This window comes from Streptomyces xanthochromogenes (assembly GCF_014650455.1).
Taxonomy (GTDB): Bacteria; Actinomycetota; Actinomycetes; order Streptomycetales; family Streptomycetaceae; genus Streptomyces; species Streptomyces xanthochromogenes.
Genome location: NZ_BMUZ01000004.1, coordinates 78,401 through 93,055 on the forward strand (window position 1 = coordinate 78,401; position 14,655 = coordinate 93,055).

Consider the following 14,655-nt stretch of genomic DNA (forward strand, 5'->3'; position numbering starts at 1 on the left):
TCCCGGACCGGAGCCTCCGCGAAGTCTCCGCGATGCCTCCGCAGGCCGGACCGTGTACGGCTCCCGGTCCGCCCGGGCGCCGCAATATGCATGATACATAACATGTGTACGATGCACTTCTCTCGTTGTCACTCCAGCGAGCCACAGCCTCAATCCGGAGGACCCGCATGACCGTCACCACGTCCACCGCCTCACGCGCCGCCGAGATCCTGTCGCGGCCCGTCACCCTGAACGGCCTCACCGTCCCCAACCGCGTGGCGATGGCTCCGATGACCCGGATGTTCTCCCCCGACGGCGTTCCCGGCGAGGACGTGCAGGCGTACTACGCCAGCCGGGCCGCCGCGGGTGTGGGCCTGATCGTCACCGAGGGCACCTACGTCGGGCACGAGTCCGCCGGGCAGAGCGACCGGGTACCGCGGTTCCACGGCGAGGAGCAGCTGGCGGGATGGGCGAAGGTCGCCGCGGCCGTGCGCGAGGCGGGCGGCACCATCGTCCCCCAGCTGTGGCACATAGGCATGGTGCGCAAGCAGGGCGAGGCCCCCTACCCCGACGCGCCCGCCGTCGGCCCCTCCGGCATCCGCGTCGACGGCACGGAGGGAACGGGCAAGGCGATGACCCTCTCCGACATCGACGACGTCATCGGCGCGTTCGCGGACGCCGCCGAGGAGGCGCACCGGATCGGCTTCCACGGTGTCGAACTGCACGGCGCCCACGGCTACTTGCTCGACCAGTTCTTGTGGGAGCGGACCAACCGCCGCACCGACGCCTACGGCGGCGACGCGGTGGCCCGCACGAAGTTCGCCGCGGAGATCGTGGCGGCGGTCCGCGAGCGCGTCCCGGCCGACTTCCCGGTCATCTTCCGCTACTCGCAGTGGAAGCAGGAGGCCTACGACGCCCGGCTCGCGCAGACTCCGGAGGAGCTGGAGGCGATCCTGGCCCCGCTGGCGGCCGCGGGCGTCGACGCGTTCCACGCCTCCACCCGGCGCTACTGGCTCCCGGAGTTCGAGGGCTCGGACCTGAACCTGGCGGGCTGGACGAAGAAGCTCACCGGGCGGCCGACCATCACCGTCGGCTCGGTCGGCCTCGACGGCGACTTCCTCCGCTCCTTCGCCGGCGAGGGGGCGGAGCTCGGCGACATCAACAACCTCCTGGAGCGCATGGAGCGCGACGAGTTCGACATGGTCGCCATCGGCCGGGCACTCCTCCAGGACCCGCGGTGGGCGGCGAAGGTGCTCGGCAACCGCTTCGACGAGCTGAAGCCGTACGACGCGGCCGCCCTCAAGTCGCTCAGCCACTGACCGTTAGCCGGCCGTCCGGAGACGGACGGCCGGCCTTCGCGAAGACGCGCCCCTCAGAGGCGCTTGGCGCTGCGCAGGGTCTTGGCGTAATACCCGTTGCCGTCCAGCCGCGAGACACCGCCGATGTCGCCGATGGTCGGGCCGTTGACCTCCTCGCGGCTGGACACGAAGATCAAGTGACCCTCGGTGTCGTGGCCCACGACCATGCCGACGTGGTCGAGCCGCTGGCCGGTGCGGGTGTCGAGCTTGAAGAAGACGAGGTCGCCCGGCTGGAGCTGGTCGATGGCGGAGGGCCGGTCCTTGGGTGCGATGCCCTTGAGGGGCAGGACGTCCGTGCCCTCCTTGGAGCGGGCCATCCCGTTCGCCGTGCGGGGCAACCCGTTGCCTGACTTGTCCGAGGACATCAGCGGGTAGCGCGACCGGAATCCGAGCACCATGCGGATGAAGCCCGAGCAGTCCAGGGACCGGGCGCGTATGGCCTCCGGCTTGCCGACGACGCCGTCCCGGAAGGGGTAGGGCGCACCGATGTAGTCGTAGAAGTCGGACTGTTCGAGGCGCAGGTCGCCGCCCTCGGCTCCGGTGGTGTTGAGGGGTCCGAAGTTGGCGTCGCCCGCGATCACCCGGCCGTCCTTCTCCTTGCGCTCCGGCGCGCCCGCCCCGTACTGGAACGCGATGGCGAAGATGTCGTCCTCGCGACTGTCGGCGTACTGCTTGTACCAGGTCCTGAACCACTCCTCGCTCTCGGCGCCCTTGGTCCAGGGCTTGGGCATGAGCCGCACCCAGTCGGTCGTGGAGACCTTGGACGCCGTCGCGGCCGGCTCGGCGAAGGTGCGCTCGGGGCCCTTGAGCGTGGCGGTTCGCGCGCCGTCGCTGAGGACGGCCTTGATCTGGCCGTCGGCGCCCCGCAGGACGCTGCGCGCGGGGTGGTCGAGGCGGGACCAGCGGTCTCCCGCGGTCCCCGGGCCGGCCGTCTTGTCGCGGTTCCCGTTGAGCACACCCACGTTGCGGACCTGCGTGACGCCCGGCTCGTCCTTCTTGCGCAGTTCGAGCGTGAGGTATCCCGAGGCTCCGACGAGCCCGAGGATGGTGACGCCCGCGAGCACGGGACGGGTCTTCTTCTTGCGAGCCATGGTTCTCCCTCGGTTCTCGGTCATCGGGCCGTTCTCAGACACCGGGCATGATGCCGAGCAGCAGCCCGGCGGCGACGACGATGTAGGCCAGCAACGAGACCGTGGCCGTGGCCAGCAGGGTCGGCCCCTTGGGCTGGCGCACCAGCTGGTAGGCGATGAGCCCGGGCACGATGAAGCCCAGGGTCTGGTTGCCGTACATGAGCGGGAATTCGATCGACAGGACAATGATCACGGTGGCCTGGAGGAGCACACCGAGCAGCACCACCGCGGCGAACAGCCGCTTGCCGTAAAGGATGACCAGCCGTTGCATGAGCTTGGTTCCGGCGTATGTCAGGGCGGTCACTCCGACGACCATGGCGGCACGCTGGAGGTCCTCGATGAGGGTCAGCGCCAGCCAGCCCGGCGTGATCATTCCGCCCGGCGAGAGGTTGGTCGTGAGGTAGCACAGCAGGGAGAAAAGCAGGCCGATGGCGATGCCGAGGGCGGCCATCTCGGGGGTCAGGGCTGCGGTGGTCAACGGGAACTCCGGGCAGGAAAGCGAGGCGTGAGGCGGGGCGGTCGCGTGGTGCGGGCGCGGCGGGTCATGGCTGACGCGGCCGGCGAGCGTCCGGGCCGTCGTGTCGGGCGGGGCCGAACCGGCCGGGCCATTCGGTGAGTTCGGGCTCGGGCTCCCCGAGACCGGACCCGTACGGCGCCGACGGATTCCACCCGCCGGGGGTGGAGGCGGGATGCGGCAGGCTCGGGAACTCTGCCGTCCGGTCCGGCCGGCGGCCCTCTTCGTAGGCCATGGGGTGGGCGGCGTACGGGTCAGGACGGGCCGGCTGGACGACGGCCGGGTGCGGGTTCCGCGGTCCGGTCGTGGCGGGGGTGTCGTCCGCGGGGAGTTCGGCGAGGAACTCCAGGAGTTCCTCGCCCTGCCCGTGGATGTTGCCGATGGCGACGAGGGACGAACCGTCGGGCATCGCGTCCAGCATCACCGGCATGAACTCCTCGGCGGCGCGCTTCTCGCCGCCCAGGTCCACGGCCCTGTCCCGCCACTCGGCGGGAACGGCGTCGATGGCGCTCTTGGCGGGGTGCCCGATGACGAACACGTGCTCCGGCTTCAGATCGGGGATGATCTCGCCCATCTGCCCGTTGCGTTCGACCCGGTCGGGGCGGCAGTTGATGACGACGTTCAGAGGACGGCTGATCGCTCCGAGGTCGAGCAGCTGGTTGACGTTCATCAAGGTGGACTCGGGGTCGTTGGCGGCGAAGACGTTGGCGAACGCGAGGCGGTTGCCCGTGGGCGTCACGTAGCGCTCCACGGAGAGCACACCCGGGTCCGGCGGCGCGTCGTACATGCCCTGGAGGGCTACGGACCGCTCCACGCCCAGGAGTTCGGCCACCACCAGCGCGATCGCGACGTTCTCCTTGAAGGTGAACCAGCTGAAGCCGCGCAGTTCGTCGTCGGACACGGTGTCGGGGTCGGCGTAGACGAGCCGGCAGTTCCGTGCGTCCGCCTCCTCCTGGAGGATCGCGAAGCGGTCCTTCTCGGCGGTGACGCAGATGCCGTCCTCCGGCATCGAGCGGCACAGCGAGCGGGCCACGTCGTCGAGGGTGGGGCCCATCTCGGCGAGATGGTCCTCGCGGACGTTGCACAGGATGCCGATGGTCGAGCGGATCAGCTTGCTCTGGTTGACCTCCTGGAGGGCGGGCATGACGGCCATGCACTCGATGACGAGCGCATGCGGCCGGTAGGAGGCGGCCCGTCGTACGATCCCGATCTGCTCCACCACATTGGCGATGCCGAACTTGCGGTAGACCGGCTCCTCGGTGGCGTCGGGGTGGATGAAGCGCGCGGCCGTTCCCGTCGTCTTGGCGACCGTGACGAGGTCACCGCCGCGCAGGGCACCCGCGCACAGACGGGTGATGGAGGACTTGCCGCGGATGCCGTTGACGAGGACCCGGGTGGGGATCGCGTGGAGGGCGGCGTAGTGGCGCCGCTGTTCGACGATGCCGGCGATGAGCAGGGCCGCCCCGCTGATCAGGAGCACGAAGTAGAGGTAGAGCACGACCTTGTCACTTTCCCTCGACGCGGGGGTCCGCGGTCCGGTGCGTTGGGTTCTGTCGGTGGGCCTGCGCCTGCTGACGCAGGAGTTCGAGGCTTCGGACTACGGCTCCCACCTCGTCCTGGTAACGGGGGTACAGCACGGTCTTCAGGTCGCCGTCCGCGAGCTTCTCGGCGCTGGTGGCCAGGGCGCGCAGCGGCCGGACGACCACGAGGTGGATCCAGCCGAGGCAGACGATGACGGCCGCGAGCCCGAGCAGCCCGGCCAGGACACTGCGGTCCTCGCGTTCGTACGGGGCGATCCGGAGGTGTCCGGCGTCCTGCCGGCTGACCAGGGTCCAGCCGATGTCGGCGGTGACACCGCCGCCGGAGAAGGGGGCGGCCGCGGCCACGGTGACCTTGCCCCCGCCGCGGATGAGGAGCCCGTTCTCGACCGGGCCGGCCCCGACGCGCACGTTGGCCGCCCGGACCAGGTCGTCGAGCGCCCCGCCCGGCAGTTTCTCGAAGGCGGTGAACCCACCGCTGGAGGCGATGGTCAGGCCGTCGGCGTCCACCACCCGGACCTCGCCCAGGCCGGGCCGCACGAGCAGCGAGTTGAGGAACTGAACGCGGATCTCCCCGACCAGGGTGCCGCCCTTGCCCTCGGCCACCGGCGCGGAGGCCTGGAGGACGGGCAGTTTGCCGCCCTTGCCGCCCACCTGGAACTCCGGCTGGTCCTCGCCGTTGCTCCAGGCGTGCGGCTCTCCGCCCGCGCGGGCGGAGACGGTGCCGGAGGAGTCGACGACGTAGAGGGACTGATAGCGGCTGTGCTTGGCCAGGGCGTCCTTGAGGAGGCTGTCCGTCCCCTGTCCGTTCCCCTCCTCGATCAGGTGGGAGACGGAGACGAGGTCGGCCTGTGCTTCGTTGAGGGCCCGGCGCAGTCGGTCGGCCATCATGTCCGTGCGTTCGCGCTGGTCGTTGACGATGGTGGTGGGGACGCTGACGGTCGCGTCGGTGCGGTTGAGGAGCAGCCCGACCGGAACGCACCACAGGAGCAGCAGGACGCCGGTGATGACCAGCGGTCCGCGCGTGCCCATCCGGCGCCGGGCGGCGGGCGGACCGGCGGCCGGGTCGTCACCGGTCAACCGGCGGCGCAGACGTTCCAGGGCGATGCCGATGCGGGCGGCCTCGCCGCGCTTGGGCACCGAGACCGGCCGGTGCAGATCGCCGCGCGCCAGCCTGCGGGACTCCAGGAACAAGTGGAGCAGCGGGCGTTGCACGTTCCGCCACAGCACGGCGACCGCGACGACACCGAGGAGCACCAGGGCTCCGGCGGCGGCCAGGCCGAGCAGCGCGCGGTCGGACTGGCCGGCCTCCTGCCGGACCACGGGAAGCAGGGACACGACGCTGAGGCCGAGTCCGGCTGCCACGCTCTGTTTTTCGTCGGGGTCCGAGGAGGCGAGCGAGGCGTAACCGGCCGTGGCCACACGGCCGTTGTGCTCCCCGCCGAGCAGGGTGCCGCTGACGCCGGGGTAGCCCCGGGCGCCCGGCTCCTTGGCGCGGACGGGGTGTTGCTCGGCACGCTTGGCTGCCTGGTCGGCGAGCCGGGTCATCTGCTGGTGGTTGAACGACAGTTCCGCGCGCTCCTGGTCCGAGTTGAGCGACTCGGCCCGTTCGAACCCGGCGGTCGCGAGCACTTCGCCGTCCTCGGCCACGACCGACATGCTGCGGAAGGGGCCGAGGTTGATGGCCGGCACGGTCAGACTGCTGGCGGCGACGAGGAGTTGTTGGGACTGTCCGGCCTGCTCCAGGACCACCATCGTCATGAGGCGGACGTCGCCGGTCTCGAGCCGTACGATGCGCGGCTTGAGGGCTTTGCCACCGGTCAGTGTGTCCTCGTCCAGCCAGCCCAGGGGGATCGTCTCGCCCCGGGCCGCGAGCACCTCGCCGCTCTCCAGGTCGAGGACGGTCGTGCCGGTCCACTTCTGGTAGGCACGGCTCAGGTCGGACAGGACGCGTTCGGGCTTGACCGAGCTCCCGGAGTTGACCGCGGTGGCGGTGCGCTGCAGGTCGGCGATGCGTTCGTCGATCGACGAGCGGAGCGCGATCGCGCCGTCCTCCGCAAAGTATCGCTGCGAGGAGAGCACGGCCTTGGGCACGACGGCGTCGCCGACGGGCCCGAGCACCTTGGCGGTCAGCCCGGACAGGGCGAGGATGAGGATGCACAGGACCGCGATCGGCGGCCGGATGCCGCCGAGCAGCGGCATGTCCGCGCGCCGTCGGCTTCGTCGCCGCCCTCCGCGCACGGAGTACGGCGCCTTCTTCGATGTCACGTCTGTTCTTTCCTGATTCCTGCGGCTCGGGCTCCCGCGGCACGGCACACGGAAGGGCGGCCGGCAAGCGAATGGCGAGCCGCCGCAAGGGCGTTGGTGGTCGAACGGCCGGGGCCGGCTCAGTCCTTGAGGGACAGCTCTGCCAGGCCGTCACGGCCCGGGGCTCCCCGGTTGAAGAGGAATCCCTCGACCCGGGCCGCGGCGAGGCGGTAGCGGGCGCGGCGGTCCGCCGGGAGCTCGTCGGGGTGCTCCAGGGCCGCGCGGACATCGACGAGCCGGACGTCCTGTACGGCGTCGCGGGGCAGCTTCTCGGTGGAGTCGTCGGGCTCGGGCGGGATGTCGACCAGTGTCGTGCGGTACCGGGGAACGACGTCCCAGCCCTTCTTGGTCTCCCGGAACTCGAACCAGCCGATCGCCCCTTCCTCGGTGAGGCCGGAGGGCGAGGAGTGGCGGGCGAGCTGGTTGCCGAGGCTGTACGCGACCCAGGTGCCGTTCACCTTCTCGATCGGCTGGACCACGTGCGCGTGGTGTCCGATCACCAGGTTGATGCCGGTCTCCTTGGTGATGCGCTGGGCGAGTTCGAGCTGGGGGACGCTGGGCTCGTTGTAGTGCTCAAGGCCCCAGTGCACCGAGAGGATCACCACCTCGGCCCCCGCCTCGCGGGCGCGGGCCTCGGCCTTCTTGATCTCCTCCGTGCTGATCCGGTTGAAGGCCCACTTCTCCTTCTCGGGCGTCGGGTTGAGGAACGACTCCCAGGAGTAGGCGAGGTGGGCCACCTTGACGCCATTGACGTCACGGATGTTGGGCTTCTGCGACTCGGCGGGCGTACGTGACGACCCGGCGTGGCCGAGGCCCGCCCTGTCCATGGCGTCGAGGGTGCGGCGGACGGCGGGCAGGCCGTGGTCGAAGGTGTGGTTCGAGGCGGTGGAGCAGGTGTCGTATCCCACATCCTTGAGGGACGTGAGAACCTGCGGCGGTACCAGGAATTCCGGATAGCCCTCGAAGGGGCCTTTGGGGCCGCCCACGGGTGTTTCCATGTGACAGATGGCCAGGTCGGCCTTGCTGATGACGGGCCGGATTCCCGCCAGCTGCGGCCCGAAGTCGAGCCCTGCGTTCCCCTTACCGGTCCTCTTCGCGTCCTTGGCCGCCTGGTCCACCAGCTCGGGATGGATGAGAACATCTCCGGCAGCGGCCACCGTGAAGGACCGTCCGCCGGGCTTGACCTGCGACTCCGAAGGATTCGCCGCGCAGGCCGCCCCGAGGACGGCAAGTGCGGCGACGAGGACCAGCGCACGACTTGTAGGGAGAGATTTACAGAATGTCACGACCCGATCTTCGCATGGCGAAACTGGCCGGGAGTCCTCGGGGTATTACGAGGGCATTACTTTTCCTTTGCTTCCTTTGCCTCGCTGCATCTCTTGTGATTCTCGTCGCATGCCGACCGGAGAAGCGTGAAGACGATGAAAAGGGACGGTCGGCCCCGCGTGAACTGGTCGACCTCGACAGCAGGATCGTCGACTACGCCCGCAAGGCGGCCGACCGCAGGCCGTACACGCCTCCCTCCGACGAGGAGAGGAAGCGGATCGCACAGGGGGTCGGCCATCTGCTGGACGGCGACGCGGCCCGCGCCGAGGAGCTCTTCGCCACGGCGGGATTCCATCTGTCCCGCCTCACGGACGCGGCCTCCGGCCGGCGTTACGACGAGGTCGCCGCCCGGAAGCCGGGGCCGCGGGAGCGCTGGGGCCGCCTGTACGTCAACGCCGACGCCGAAGTCCGCTGGAGCGTCCAGGTGCCCCACCCGGTTTCCGACAGCGGCACCGAACACCTCGGCGCGCGCCTTCTGGAGGAAACACCCCGGGGCGCGCTCGTCCTCGCGGGCGCCCACCGCACGGCGGGCCGAGGCGACGCGGCGGACGTGGCCCACCGTACGGACAGCGTGTTCCACGCCGTCGTCGCCGAGATGCACAAGCGCGCGATCCCCGGTGTCCAGTTGCACGGGTTCGCCAAGGAACGGGACCGCCCCTACGACGCCATCCTCTCCACCGGCGCGGCCCGGAGCGCCACCGGGAGCGCCACGCGGCTGGCGGACTTCATGAAGGACCGCGACCTCCGGGTCTGCAGGAGCTGGTCCGACCGATGCCCGCTGGAGGGCACCACCAATGTCCAGGGCGAGGACGCGAAGAAGCGCTCGGGGACCTTCGTCCACGCCGAGCTCTCCCCGTCCGCACGCAACAAAGGGAACGAAGGGAAGCAGACACAGGCCCGTTCCGCCCTGCGGGAGCTGCTGGTGGGATGGAGCGAGAACGCACCGCGCTGAGCCCCGTCACGTCCCCCGGAGCGGAGGGCGCGTCGTGGACACCCGGTCTCCACCCACGCAGCACGCCCAACTACCGCTCAGCGAAGGCGAGTTGTCTCATCACGAGCGGTAGACTTCTGTGTGCTGAACTACAACATCGATGTCTCCGACGTGGATTACGACCCCGTGCTGTCGGATCTGGCCGCCGAGGGGGACCTCCTCGACGCCTTGGTGTCCGCCGAAGGTGACTGGATGCGGCCCACCCCCGCAGTGGGCTGGACGATCGCGCACCAGATCGCCCACCTCGCCGCGGCGGATGCGAACGTACTGGTCGCCGTGCGTACCCCCGACGCGTTCGAAGCGGTGAACAAGCAGGCCGAGGCCGCAGGCAGCCAGTACGCCGACGACGTCGCCGCGGCAGCGGCGGCCCGACCGCGGCCGGTACTCCTTGAACAATGGCGTGCCGGTCGCGCCGATGTGGTCGCGGCACTGTGTTCGGTTCCGCGCGACTTCGAGTTCCCGTGGTTCGGGGCGACCGTGACCCCGGCGCTCATGGCGCCCCTGCGGGTGATGGAGACCTGGGCCCACGGGCAGGACGTCTTCGACGCGGTGGACGTCGCGCACCCCGCTACGGCACGGCTCAAGTCGGTGGCCCTGCTGGGGATCAAGGGCGTGGTCCTGTCGTTCGCCGCCGCCCAACTGCCGCCGCCGACGCAGCCGTTCCGGGTCGAACTGGCCGGCCCGGACGGCCGGACCTGGGCCTGGGGCCCGCAGGACGCGACCCAGCGGGTGCGCGGCTCCGCGCTGGACTTCTGCCTGCGCGTCACCCGCCGCCGGCCCCTGTCCCGGACCGACCTGACGGCGACCGGCCAAGACGCCCAGACCTGGCTGGAGATCGCCCGCGTCTTCCTCTGAGCGGGTGGTCGCGCAGCAGTGTGATCGGTGAGCCATGGGGTAGCCGGGAGCCCATGTTCAAACATCGACGTGTACGGCTCGTGTGCGTACTCCTGATCGGCTGGGCGATGCTGACTGCCGTGGAACGGTGGGCCGAGCAAAAGCCGTGGCCCGCGGCGATGGTGAACGGGTTGCTGTGGTCATGCGTGGTGGCCGGTACCTGGTGGTTCGCCGAGGTGACCCAGGGGCGGGCCTCCCGCACCGTCAGGAGTTCAGAAACGCCGGAGTGAGTCCACGCTCGGACCGCTCGACCGTTCGGGCCGCACCACCGCACCCGCAACCGCGTTCGCTGCCGTCGGACGACGGGCGAGGGACGAGGCACGGAGGTGTGGCCCGATCACAGCGATTGGTCTGGACCGCAAAAGCGCGCTGTCCCAGACTGCCAGGATGGACGAGCCACGGAACACCCGGCGCTTCGACATCCCGCTGCATCGCCTGGACGTCCCCCTGCCGCACCTCCTCCCCTTCGCCATCGGCACCTTCGACACCATCGGCGCGCTCTCCCGCGCGAACTTCCCCCATCGCCACACCTTTTTCGAGATCGTCTACGTCACCGGCGGCCATGGCGCCCACGTGCTGGACTCGGCCCACCGGACACTCGACCCACCGCAGTTGTGCGTGATCTCCCCCGGCCAGGTCCATCACTGGCAGAACGCGGAAGGCCTCGCCGGCCACGTGGTTCTCTTCAACGAGGACTTCCTGCTCTCCCGCGCCCAGGACGTGGCCGCACTACGCACTCTGTCCGCCGGGCCCGGCCACGCTTCCGGCAACCAATCCGGGCCCATAGAAGCGCTGCTGGCCGACATGGAGGACGAGTACCGGGCCCTCCGGCCCGGCTATCACCAGTTGCTGCGCGCCAGTCTGCGCATCCTCATCGTCCGGGCGCTGCGGACTTGTTCGACCGGCGAAAGAAGCGCGGTCCGCAGCCGGGCGACCGAAGTGACGGCGGACTTCACCCGGCTCGTCGGCCTGCCCGGCGGCACCCGCCGGTCGGTCGAGTCGTACGCACAGGAGCTCGGCGTTTCCCCGGGCCATCTCCAGACGCTGGTACGGCAGGCCACCGGGCTGACGCCGGGTGGCCTGATCCGGCGGCAGCGCACCCTGGAGGCCAAACGGCTGCTCGTCGGCACCGAATTGACGGTGCGTCAAGTCTCGGCCCTGGTCGGCGTGGAGGACCCCGCCTACTTCTGCCGCTTCTTCCGGCGGGAGACCGGCATGTCACCCGGCGAGTTCCGGGCGGACGCCGGAGGAAATCACCACGATCCCCGGGTCGAGTCCATCGCTGCCCGCCCGGACAGCACATAACTTGGCTGCAGCCGCCAGACACCTCGCTCAGCACCCCCACAGCCTGCCGACCGGGTCCCGCTGCGCCTCACCAATCCCCGGCAGCGGGCCCGGTCGGCAAGCCCGTGACTCACCTGTCCCCAGCCCCACCACAGGAGGCCCGCCATGCCCGCTTCCGAAGAACCGCTCGATGTGCCCACCGAAAGCGCCACGTCCCCCCGGGTCAGTCGCAAAGCGGTCCTGCGCGCCGCGGCCGCACTCGGCGCGACTCCCCTGCTCGCCCGCGGCGGCGTGGCGCTGGCGCGCGACCGCACAACGAAAGCGAGGTCCCTGGAGGCGACTCCCTCATGCCACGACGGGGACGAACCGACCATCGAGCAGATCGAAGGCCCGTACTTCAAGCCCGACTCACCCCTGCGCACCTCACTGGTCACCAACAGCACGCCGGGAACGCGGCTGACCGTCACCGGATACGTCTTCAGCCGAACCTGCCAGCCGATCGCCGGCGCGCTCCTCGACTTCTGGCAAGCCGACGACAACGGCAATTACGACAATGTCGGCTTCGGCTTCCGCGGCCACCAATTCAGCACGTCTCAGGGCGCGTTCACCCTGACCACCATCGTGCCCGGTCTGTACCCGGGGCGCACCCGGCACCTCCACGTGAAGCTGCAGTCGCCCGGACAGCCGGTCGTCACCACGCAGCTGTACTTCCCCGGAGAGCCGCGCAACAGCACCGACACCATCTTCGACGCACGCCTGCTCATGGACGTCCGCCAGGTCGGCCCGGCACGTGCTGCAACGTTCGACTTCGTCCTGGATGCCCCCCAGGGTCCGACCACACCGCCCACAACGCCTCCGTCGGGCACCTGGGCCGCGGGGACCTCGTATCACGCCGGCGATGTCGTCACCTACGGCGCTTCGACGTACCGCTGCCTCCAGGCCCACACCGCCATCAGCGGGTGGGAGCCCCCGAACGTCCCGGCGCTCTGGCAGCGCGGCTGACCTGCGGTCCGGTCGGGCGACCGGCCCCGCGCCACCTGGAGCTCACACAGCGAACTCACACAGCACCGAGCCCCGGCGCCGCGGTCGGCGCCGGGGCTCCGCGGCACCCGCTGCCACCCACCACTACGGATCACTCCTGGTGCCAGGAGGCTGGAGCGCTCCCTGCACCTGGTAGCCGCCCGCCTCGGTACCCAGCACGTTCAACAGGGCCAGGGCATCCGCGTCGGGTGATCCCAGCGGTGCGCTGTAGAGCACCAAGTGCTGGCCGCGGTCGGTGAGCGCGAGGTTGTCGCAGTTCACGGTGACCGGGCCGACGACCGGGTGGTGGAAGGTTTTCGTGAGCGTCGGGGCCGCCTGGACATCGTGCCGCTCCCACAGGCGGACGAAGTCCGGGCTGCCGTCGCGGAGTTGGGCGACGAGGTCGGTCACCTCGGGATCCGTCGGATAGCGGGCCACGGTGGCGCGCAGCTCCGTCACGACATGCTGCCGGAAGTCCGAGACGTCGGACACGCCGTACACCGGCCGGCCGGGCCGGTCCGCACCGAGGAACGCGCGGCGGGCGAGATTGCGCTGCTCGGGGGCGATGAGTGCGAAGTCCTCCATGAGCGCGGCGGCGAGGTCGTTCCAGGCCAGCACCTCGAACGCGGCGGACACGACGATGCCGGCCGTCTGCGGCAGTCGTTCCAGGAGCGCGAGGATGCTCGGCCGGACATCCCTGCGATGCCGCCTGTTCAGCGTCGGCGCGGTGCCCGCCAGGACGTGGAGATGGTCGGTCTCGGCGTCCGTGAGGCGCAGGGCAGTCGCGATCCCGGCGAGGACCTCGCCCGAGGGCCGGGGCGCTCGGCCCTGCTCCAGCCGGATGTAGTACTCGGTGGAGATGTGGGCGAGGACAGCTGTCTCCTCGCGGCGAAGCCCGGGGGTTCGTCGGCGAGGTCCGCCCGGCAGGCCGACGTCCTGCGGCTGGAGCCGCTCGCGCCGGCTGCGGAGGAATGCGCCCAGCTCCTGCTTGTCCATGAATCCAGTGTGCCCGGGGGCACGTCGGCGCAGCCTGGTACAGCCTGTGCCTGTATGCGGTGCCGCCGCCGGTCCAAGACTGTTGTCATGACGAATTCCACGGACTTCCCCCCTGTTGGCCTGCTCACCGGCAAGGTCGTCTTCATCACCGGCGCCAGCCGCGGCATCGGCGCCGCGGCGGCCAGGCTCTTCGCTCGCGAGGGAGCGGCCGTGGTCCTCGCGGCCCGCGGGTCCGGAGCCCTCGACGAGATCGTCGCCGACCTTCGTGCGGAGGGCGGCACCGCACATGCCGTGCCCATGGACCTGGCCGACCCCGGGAGCATCCGCGCGGCCGTCGCTCGCGTCGAGGAACTGCACGGCAGGCTGGACGCCGCCTTCAACAACGGTGCGGCGATCCAGCGGCCGGGCCCGCTCGACACCACGAGCGACGAAGACATCGACGAACAGTTCACCGTCAACTTCCGCGCGCACTGGACGGCGATGAACGCACAGGCAGCCCTGATGCGGCGCGGTGGCGGTGGCGCCATCGTCAACACGTCGAGCATCGGCAGCCGCCGTGCGAACCCGGCCCTGCCGGCGTACGGCGCGATGAAGCGGGCGCTCAACAGCCTCACCGAGACCGCCGCGGTGAGCTGGGCCCGTGACGGCATCCGCGTCAACGGCATCACCCCGGGCGGCACCTCCACCCAGATGATCGACGAGTGGGAGGCGGCGACCCCCGGCATCAAGGCTCGGGTGACCGAGGCGATCCCCCTCGGCCGGATGGCACGGCCGCACGAGGTCGCGGAAGCCGCCGCGTGGCTGCTCAGCGACCGCGCCGCGATGGTGACCGGCGCGATACTTCCGGTGGACGGCGGGGCGGGCGCCTGACGAGGGACGCCGGGCAGGCGACGGCCGTACATCAGCGGATGTGCGGCCGCGCGCCAGCGGGTCCTGCCGACGGCCAAGTGGGCTGCACTGTGGAACAGTTGGGCCCCTCGGGTGCACGCCGAGGGACTTGTCAGGCCGTACGGGAGAGTTTCTTCAGCACGTCCTGAGCCCGCTCCCCCTCACGCACACCGTCCACGACGGCCTGGTGGTACACGCGGCTGTCCTCCTCCGAGTGGCAGGGCACGGGACTCCCGACGAGGGTGTACCAGTCGGAGGCCCCGGAGTACTGCACGGCAAGGTGCGCCTCGTGATCCGACCAGGTGGTGTGGATGGTGAGGTCACCCTGCATCTGGCCGAACCCCTCGGCCTGTACTACGCCGGGGAGGACGTGGATGCCCACCGTGGTCCAAGATGCCCAGCTCATGTCGTTCCTTACGTCGGAGGCGCT

General features: G+C 70.4%; 13 protein-coding genes. 6 read left to right on the top strand and 7 right to left on the bottom strand.

What is annotated here, in order from left to right; genetic code table 11:
- Window positions 1-167: 167 nt before the first annotated feature.
- A complete protein-coding gene (locus IE267_RS11260; RefSeq protein ID WP_189763088.1) occupies window positions 168-1,298 on the top strand; it encodes an NADH:flavin oxidoreductase in 1,131 nt (376 codons plus the stop codon).
- A 53-nt stretch (window positions 1,299-1,351) separates the two neighbouring features.
- Here the strand turns inward: IE267_RS11260 and IE267_RS11265 are convergent, their stop codons facing one another.
- The 5 genes from IE267_RS11265 to IE267_RS11285 form a co-directional block, all read right to left on the bottom strand.
- The gene (locus IE267_RS11265) at window positions 1,352-2,428 is read right to left on the bottom strand and encodes a C40 family peptidase (protein ID WP_189763089.1); all 1,077 of its coding nucleotides are present in this window, start codon (window positions 2,426-2,428) and stop codon (window positions 1,352-1,354) included.
- Window positions 2,429-2,462: 34 nt separating this feature from the next.
- Window positions 2,463-2,945 carry a poly-gamma-glutamate biosynthesis protein PgsC/CapC gene (locus IE267_RS11270; protein WP_189763090.1) on the bottom strand — a complete coding sequence of 161 codons (483 nt, stop codon included), beginning with the start codon at window positions 2,943-2,945 and terminating at the stop codon, window positions 2,463-2,465.
- 64 nt (window positions 2,946-3,009) lie between these two features.
- The gene (gene pgsB / locus IE267_RS11275) at window positions 3,010-4,479 is read right to left on the bottom strand and encodes a poly-gamma-glutamate synthase PgsB (protein WP_189763091.1); all 1,470 of its coding nucleotides are present in this window, start codon (window positions 4,477-4,479) and stop codon (window positions 3,010-3,012) included.
- Between the two features lie 7 nt (window positions 4,480-4,486).
- Window positions 4,487-6,721, bottom strand: coding sequence for a HAMP domain-containing protein (locus tag IE267_RS11280; RefSeq protein WP_189763442.1), 2,235 nt, complete (start codon window positions 6,719-6,721; stop codon window positions 4,487-4,489).
- A 185-nt stretch (window positions 6,722-6,906) separates the two neighbouring features.
- A complete protein-coding gene (locus tag IE267_RS11285; protein WP_189763092.1) occupies window positions 6,907-8,112 on the bottom strand; it encodes a CapA family protein in 1,206 nt (401 codons plus the stop codon).
- A gap of 95 nt (window positions 8,113-8,207) precedes the next feature.
- Here IE267_RS11285 and IE267_RS11290 point away from each other — a divergent pair, with 95 nt between their 5' ends.
- The 4 genes from IE267_RS11290 to IE267_RS11310 all read left to right on the top strand — a co-directional run bounded on the left by IE267_RS11290 (window position 8,208) and on the right by IE267_RS11310 (window position 12,323).
- Window positions 8,208-9,104, top strand: a complete 897-nt coding sequence (locus tag IE267_RS11290; protein ID WP_229861014.1) for a hypothetical protein — start codon at window positions 8,208-8,210, stop codon at window positions 9,102-9,104.
- Between the two features lie 120 nt (window positions 9,105-9,224).
- Window positions 9,225-9,998 carry a TIGR03084 family metal-binding protein gene (locus IE267_RS11295; RefSeq protein WP_189763093.1) on the top strand — a complete coding sequence of 258 codons (774 nt, stop codon included), beginning with the start codon at window positions 9,225-9,227 and terminating at the stop codon, window positions 9,996-9,998.
- 426 nt (window positions 9,999-10,424) lie between these two features.
- The gene (locus tag IE267_RS11305; protein ID WP_189763095.1) at window positions 10,425-11,342 is read left to right on the top strand and encodes an AraC family transcriptional regulator; all 918 of its coding nucleotides are present in this window, start codon (window positions 10,425-10,427) and stop codon (window positions 11,340-11,342) included.
- 144 nt (window positions 11,343-11,486) lie between these two features.
- A complete protein-coding gene (locus tag IE267_RS11310; RefSeq protein ID WP_189763096.1) occupies window positions 11,487-12,323 on the top strand; it encodes a dioxygenase family protein in 837 nt (278 codons plus the stop codon).
- A gap of 123 nt (window positions 12,324-12,446) precedes the next feature.
- Here the strand turns inward: IE267_RS11310 and IE267_RS11315 are convergent, their stop codons facing one another.
- Window positions 12,447-13,337, bottom strand: coding sequence for a helix-turn-helix transcriptional regulator (locus tag IE267_RS11315; RefSeq protein ID WP_189763097.1), 891 nt, complete (start codon window positions 13,335-13,337; stop codon window positions 12,447-12,449).
- Window positions 13,338-13,424: 87 nt separating this feature from the next.
- Between IE267_RS11315 and IE267_RS11320 the strand changes: the two genes are divergently transcribed.
- Window positions 13,425-14,207: an SDR family NAD(P)-dependent oxidoreductase gene (locus tag IE267_RS11320; protein ID WP_189763098.1), complete on the top strand. Its 783-nt coding sequence runs from the start codon at window positions 13,425-13,427 to the stop codon at window positions 14,205-14,207.
- Between the two features lie 130 nt (window positions 14,208-14,337).
- Here the strand turns inward: IE267_RS11320 and IE267_RS11325 are convergent, their stop codons facing one another.
- The gene (locus IE267_RS11325; RefSeq protein ID WP_161257603.1) at window positions 14,338-14,631 is read right to left on the bottom strand and encodes a hypothetical protein; all 294 of its coding nucleotides are present in this window, start codon (window positions 14,629-14,631) and stop codon (window positions 14,338-14,340) included.
- Between the last annotated feature and the right edge of the window lie 24 nt (window positions 14,632-14,655).